7 protein-coding genes and 1 pseudogene are annotated in these 6,007 nt (G+C 68.2%); 6 read left to right on the top strand and 2 right to left on the bottom strand.

The window, feature by feature from the left end; all coding sequences use genetic code 11:
• Both Q0C59_RS17985 and Q0C59_RS17980 read left to right on the top strand, forming a co-directional pair.
• Window positions 1–729, top strand: a pseudogene (locus Q0C59_RS17985) (RNA helicase); the annotation flags it as partial.
• Window positions 730–837: 108 nt separating this feature from the next.
• On the top strand, window positions 838–1,827 hold the full coding sequence (locus tag Q0C59_RS17980) for an endonuclease/exonuclease/phosphatase family protein (protein ID WP_291218114.1): 990 nt from the start codon (window positions 838–840) through the stop codon (window positions 1,825–1,827).
• A 3-nt stretch (window positions 1,828–1,830) separates the two neighbouring features.
• On the opposite strand, the gene Q0C59_RS17975 is transcribed toward Q0C59_RS17980, so the two are convergent.
• Both Q0C59_RS17975 and Q0C59_RS17970 read right to left on the bottom strand, forming a co-directional pair.
• Window positions 1,831–2,214, bottom strand: a complete 384-nt coding sequence (locus Q0C59_RS17975; RefSeq protein WP_291218112.1) for a hypothetical protein — start codon at window positions 2,212–2,214, stop codon at window positions 1,831–1,833.
• A gap of 135 nt (window positions 2,215–2,349) precedes the next feature.
• Window positions 2,350–2,916 carry a DUF4148 domain-containing protein gene (locus tag Q0C59_RS17970; RefSeq protein ID WP_291218110.1) on the bottom strand — a complete coding sequence of 189 codons (567 nt, stop codon included), beginning with the start codon at window positions 2,914–2,916 and terminating at the stop codon, window positions 2,350–2,352.
• Window positions 2,917–3,130: 214 nt separating this feature from the next.
• Here Q0C59_RS17970 and Q0C59_RS17965 point away from each other — a divergent pair, with 214 nt between their 5' ends.
• From Q0C59_RS17965 to Q0C59_RS17950, 4 genes are all read left to right on the top strand, one after another.
• Window positions 3,131–4,063: a LysR family transcriptional regulator gene (locus Q0C59_RS17965; protein WP_291218107.1), complete on the top strand. Its 933-nt coding sequence runs from the start codon at window positions 3,131–3,133 to the stop codon at window positions 4,061–4,063.
• A 91-nt stretch (window positions 4,064–4,154) separates the two neighbouring features.
• Window positions 4,155–5,009, top strand: a complete 855-nt coding sequence (locus tag Q0C59_RS17960) for a hypothetical protein (RefSeq protein WP_291218105.1) — start codon at window positions 4,155–4,157, stop codon at window positions 5,007–5,009.
• Window positions 5,010–5,031: 22 nt separating this feature from the next.
• Window positions 5,032–5,601, top strand: coding sequence for an RNA polymerase sigma factor (locus Q0C59_RS17955; protein ID WP_291218103.1), 570 nt, complete (start codon window positions 5,032–5,034; stop codon window positions 5,599–5,601).
• Window positions 5,598–6,007 (top strand): hypothetical protein (locus Q0C59_RS17950; protein ID WP_407066569.1); only part of this gene is annotated, 410 nt, incomplete at its 3' end. The genes Q0C59_RS17955 and Q0C59_RS17950, both read left to right, overlap by 4 nt.

Genomic DNA, 6,007 nt, shown 5'->3' with positions numbered 1-6,007 from the left:
CAGATGTTCCCCGAGTTCATGCCCGAGCCGGGTGAGAAGGCCGAGCCCATCGCCATGGGCCGCCAGACCATCTGGGGCGGTGCCGGCAAGCCGCCGAGCCGCGACGTGATGGCCGCAGCCGCCAAGGCCGCGCGCACGGAAATGATGCAGCGCGTGCGCGAGAAAAAAGCCGGCGAGCCCCAGCAGACCCGCGGCAATGGTGGCGGCGGTGGCCAGCGCCAGCGCCCGGCCGGTGACGGCGCCCAGATCGACGGACCGCGCGGCGAAGGCCGCCGCGGTGGTGGTGGCGGCGGCGGTCAGCGTGCAAATGGCAACGGCGGTGGCAATGGCCAGCCACGCAGCAACAACGGCCCACGCAACGGTGGCGGTCAGGGCCCACGCCCACCGCGCCAGCAGGCCGATCGCGGTGAACGCATGGACCGCGCACCGCGCGAAGACCGCGGCCCGCGTGAAGACCGCGAACCCGGCGCCGAGCGCCAGCCCGGCCCCAACGCCCACCTGGGCAGCCTGCGCATCAAGGAACCGCGCCCACGCGCTGCCAACCCGGGCGGCCAGCCCGACCCGCTGCGCACCAGCATCGACGCCATGCGCACCGGCAACCGCGGTGGCAAGGGTGGCGGCGGTGGTGGTGGTGGCCGCGGTGGCCCACGCGGCGGCGGCGGCGGCGGTGGTGGTGGTGGTGGTGGAAACGCCGATCCGCTGCGCACGAACTTTGGACGCATCCGCTGAGCAGTTTCACTCTACAGTGCGGTCATGCAAAACGACCGCAAGACACCCGCTCCCGACGCCCCGTCTGCCTTCATCGGCAACGGGGCGTCGCCACGTTGGGCCACGCTCATGGTGGCCACCTGCAACGTGCTCAACCTGGCACAGCCCGGGCGCCATTTCTACGACGGGCAGGACCCCTACAGCCAGACCGAATTCGATCGCAAGGTGGACTGGCTGGGCAACCGCTTCAAGGCGCTCAACGCCGACGTGATCGCGGTGCAGGAAGTGTGGGACGAACTGGCGCTGCGAGCGGCGGTGGCCCGCAGCGGCCTGCAGTACAGCTCGGTGGTGGTGCCCGGTGCCGGGAATGGTCCTGGCCAGCACGGTGCACAGGGGACGCCGCGCGTGGGCATCGTCACCCGCCTGAAGCTGGAGTCGGTCGAGTCCATCGTCAACTTTCCCGCTGCTGCCGTGGTGCAGGTGCCCGGCATCGGTGCGCACACCCGCTTCGAGCGCCCGCCGCTGCTGGCCACGCTGCGCATGAAGCATGGCCAGCCGCTGTGCGTGATCACGGCTCACCTCAAGAGCAAGCGGCCAAAGTACCTGGAAGACGCCAACGGCAAGATCAACGAGGACACCGACGACCCGGCCGTGCAGGCGCTCGGCTCCCTGCGCTCACTGATCATGCGGGCCGGTGAGGCGCTGGCGCTGCGCCTGAAGGTGGTGGAACTGCTGCACCGCACGCGCCTGCCGCTGGTGCTCATGGGCGACCTCAACGACAGCCCGCACAGCGTGACCACCCAGCTGATTGCTGCGACTTCGCAGGTGGCTTACGACAAGGGTGCGCGGGACAACGCGCTGTTCAGCGCCTGGGACGTGCAGGGTGAGGCCGCGCTGCGCCGCGACGTGGCGTATTCACACATCCACCAGGGCTACCCCGAGGTGCTCGACCAGGTGCTGGTGAGCGAAGAATTCGTGGCCACGAGCCGCGGCGCCATCGGCGATGTGCGCCGCGTGGAGGTGTTCAACGACCACCTGTTCGAGGGCCGCGACCGAACCCGCAGCGACCATGGCTTTGTGCGCGCGCTGCTGCGCCTGCGCCTGCCCGATTCGGTCTGAGCCTCATACCTTGACGAACGCGGTCACCAGCGGCTCGTCGCCGACCTGCCGGCTCCAGTGGCCGTGCACCGTCGCGTCAAAGGTGGCGCCCGCCGGCAAGGTGTCGGCGGAGTAGAAATGGTCACCCGCGCTGAAGGTGCGCGAGCTGCCGTCCTGCAAACCAATCTCCATGTGCCCGCGCAGCACGAACAACCACTGCGGCGCATCGGTGCAATGAAACTGGCTGCGGAAACCCACCGGGCTCTGGCGCAACTGCAGACCCGTTGCGGGCAGGACCGGCGACAGGCGCGCTGCGGGCGTTCCTTCGCTGAGGTCCAGGGCTTCCTCGCGAAAGCGCGCGCGGCCATCGGCGTCGGTGAACAGCACGACCTTGGTGAACGGCATCATGAGTGGCTCCAGAAAAGGTTGCCCGGTTGTACCAGACGACAACCACCAGACAGCACAACGCCCGGGGTCCTGCGAAGGACACCGGGCGCTGGCGCCACCAGCCTCATGGGCCGGTGACGGAGTTGCCGAAGACGATCAGTTGGATTTCACGTTGCGCGAGTTCACCAGTTCGGCGCGCACGTCGTCGCGGCTCTTGGCCTGGAAGGTGGCCTCAGCCGGGTAGCGGCCGGGGTTCAGGTCCTTGAACCGGGCACCGGTTTCGCCGTCGGCGATCATCTCGCCATTGCGAATGGCTTCGGCCAGTTCGGCTTTCACTTCAGCACGGGTCTTGCCCTGTGCCACCACTTCCACGGGCGCAGCGGTGCGTGCGGCTGCGTACTGCGCTGGGAACAGTTCGTTGAAGCGGGCGCCAGTCTGGCCGTCGGCAATCAGGTCGCCGTTGGCTTGGGCCTGGGCCAGCTCGGCCTTCACTTCGGCGCGGGTCTTGGCGACCACGGTGGCCTGGGGATACAGGTGCGGGCTGACCTGGTTGAAACGCAGGCCGGTTTGGCCGTCGGCGATCAGGTCACCGTTGCGCTGGGCTTCGACCAGTTCGGCGCGAACCTGCTCGCGGGTCTTGCCAATGGAGGCATCGGCGGCGAGGGCGTGGCCGGCAACGAGGGTGGAGAGGGCGATGGCAACAACAGACAGGCGGTTTTTCATGACAGTTTCCTTTGGGAGGGTTGAACATGCCGGTCGGTCCGTTGTGCGGCCTGACCGGCTTCGATGCCTCTGCGGAGGGTTTGCATGCATCGATGGGTTGAACTGTAAAGTTTCTGATCCTGATGAAAAACAGCACTGATGACGTTGTTGTGTTTCTATTTCAGCAACAATAGGCACCTTGATACCCGGGAAAACCCTTTAAAGGAGCCTCTTCATGGACCGTCTGGTCTCAATGCGCGTCTTTCAAAAAGTGATCGACGAGGGCGGTTTTGCCGCCGCCGGAAGGTCCATGGACATGTCGCCCGCGGTGGTCACGCGGCTGGTGGCCGACCTGGAAGAGCACCTGGGCACGCGCCTGCTGCACCGCACGACCCGCCGCGTTTCGCTCACCGACGCGGGCGAGAGTTACCTGGAGCGGGTGCGTGTGATCCTGCAAGACCTCGACGAAGCCCACGCGCTGGTGAGTTCACAGACCAGCGAACTCGCAGGCGTGCTGCGTTTGCTGGCCCCGCCGGTGCTGGCCACGCACGTGCTCGCGCCGCTGGTGAGCGGCTTCCGGCAGGCCTACCCCAAGATCCTGCTGGACATCGACGTCGAGTCGCATCGGGAACCGCCGATCGAGGACTACGACATCACGCTGATGGGAACGAAAGCATCGTTCGACGCCAACGTGATCGCGCGCAAGGTGCTCTCCAGCGTCACGGTGCTGCTGGCCTCGCCCGAATACTTGCGGCGCAGGGGCACACCCGCGCGCCCCGAAGACCTGGCGCAACACGACTGCCTGCGCTTCAAGCCCGCCGCCGGGCGCAGCCGTGGATGGCGCCTGCTGCACGAAGCCGACGAGGCACGCTTTGTGGACATCGAGGTGCAGCCGGTGCTGTGGGCCAACCACACCGACACACTGATGCACGCCGCACTGGACGGCGCCGGCATCACCGCCACCACCATTGAACTGGCGGCACCGTTGATCCAGAACGGCGACCTGGTGCGCGTGCTCAACCCCTGGATCACAGACCGCCTCACCATGTACGCCGCGCTGCCCAGCCGCAAGTTCATGCCACGGCGCACCGAGGTGTTTCTGGACTACCTGATCACCCAGACCCGCACCCGCGTGGAGAGCGCCATGGCGACCTGCAGCAACTGCTGACGCACCCCGTTACAAAACAACGGGAGCGGTTCAACCCCGTTTCAGCGACTGGTTCGTTTCAACAGGCTCCATCCACTTGTTCGGAGCCCCAATGAAACCCTTGGCCATCCTGGCGCTTGCCGCCCTGTTTTCAGCAGCCCTGCCCGCCCACGCCGTGGGCCGCCTGGCGGACATCCAGCTGATCGACCGCGAGAGCGGCGAAACGCTCACTGTCCACCGCCACCAGGGCGAGCTCTGGGTGGCCGGACAGCCCGGCGCACGCTACGCAGTGTCGCTGCGCAACGCCACGCCCGGCCGTGTGCTCGGCGTGGTCTCGGTCGACGGGGTGAACGTGATCTCGGGCGAGACAGCCGCCTGGCAACAGACCGGCTACGTGCTCTCGCCATGGCAGCAGCACGCCATCACCGGCTGGCGCAAGAGCGACACCGAGGTGGCGGCCTTCCACTTCACCGCATCGAGCGCCTCGTACGCCGAACGAACCGGACGCCCGGCCCAGGTGGGCGTGATCGGTGTGGCCGTGTTCCGCGAAAAGCCCCTGCCCCCACCACCGCCAGCCGTGACGCCCTGGCCGCAGCAACGCGAGCTGGGTGGCGCCGCCGGGAGCCGGTCTTCTGCTCCAGCGGGCGCCTCGGACATGGCCAAGGCCGAGGGCGACAACGAAGCACCGCGCGAGCGCACCGAGTCGCTGGCCTCGCGCCGCATGGCGCCGGCCTCGCCGATGCCCGCGCCACGCCTGGGCACGGGCCACGGCGAGCGCGAGGCATCGCACATCCGCCACACCAGCTTCGAGCGCCGCAGCGACCGCCCCGACGAGCTGATCCGCATCCGCTACGACAGCCGCGAGAACCTCATCGCCATGGGCATCATTCCCACGCAGGCCGTGCCACCGCGACCGAATCCGTTTCCCGGTGCCGTTGCCCCTGGCTACGCACCCGACCCGAGTTGAAGCGGGCTTCCATAATCCGTCCATGACGGAAGAGCCCGCCGACGAAGTTCTGATGCAGGCCTTTGCTGCGGGCGATGCGCGCGCCTTTGAAACCCTGTACGACCGCCACGCCCTGCCGGTGTGGCGCTTCGTGCAGCGCAGCGTTCACGACCACGCGCTGGCCGACGACCTGGTGCAGGACGTGTGGTTGTCGCTGGTGCGCCAGGCTCCGCAGTACCAGCCCCGTGCGCGCTTTCGCACCTGGCTCTTCACGCTGGCCCACCACCGCATGGTCGACCACTGGCGCACCCACAAGGCCCACGCCAGCCTGGACGCCGAGACCGAAGCGGGCGCGACCCTGTCCGACACCCTGGCCGCCGATTCGGGTTTCGGTCCCGTGCGCCAACTGCAGTCAAGCGAGCAGGCGCAGGCCCTGCTGGACGCACTTTCCACGCTGCCCCTGCCGCAGCGCGAGGCCTTCCTGCTGCAGGCCGAGGGAGGCCTGAGCCTGGCCGAGATCGCGCAGGCCACCGGCGTGAACGCCGAGACCGCCAAGAGCCGGCTGCGCTATGCGCGCGAACGCCTGCGCCACACCCTGGAGGTATGGGCATGAAGCCACAGGACGAGCTTCTCAAGCGCTACCACGAGGCCAACGAGCACGATCCGGCCCGGCCCGGCGCTGCGCTGCGCGAGAACGTGCTGGCGCAGGCTCGCGCCTCTGCAGGCAAGCACACCGCACCCGGCGCTGGACGCCCTGAGGCGGCCAACGAAACGGCCTGGCGTTGGCGCGCCCTCGGCGGCCTGGCCGTGCTCGGCCTGGCCACGCTGGTGGCGCTGCAGTTCGATCGCGGCACGCCTGATGAACGCGAGCTCGCGCTGGGCCATCCACCCGCATCCCCGGCTGCAGCCCAAGCCACACCACCTGCACCGGCATACTCTGCACCTGCACCTGCACCTGCACCTGCACCTGCACCTGCACCTGCACCTGCACCTGCACCTGCACCTGCACCTGCACCTGC

This window comes from Hydrogenophaga sp. (genome assembly GCF_022844385.1).
Classification (GTDB): Bacteria; Pseudomonadota; Gammaproteobacteria; order Burkholderiales; family Burkholderiaceae_C; genus Hydrogenophaga.
The sequence above is the reverse complement of the archived record's forward strand: the minus strand, read 5'-3'. Positions and strand labels throughout refer to the sequence as shown.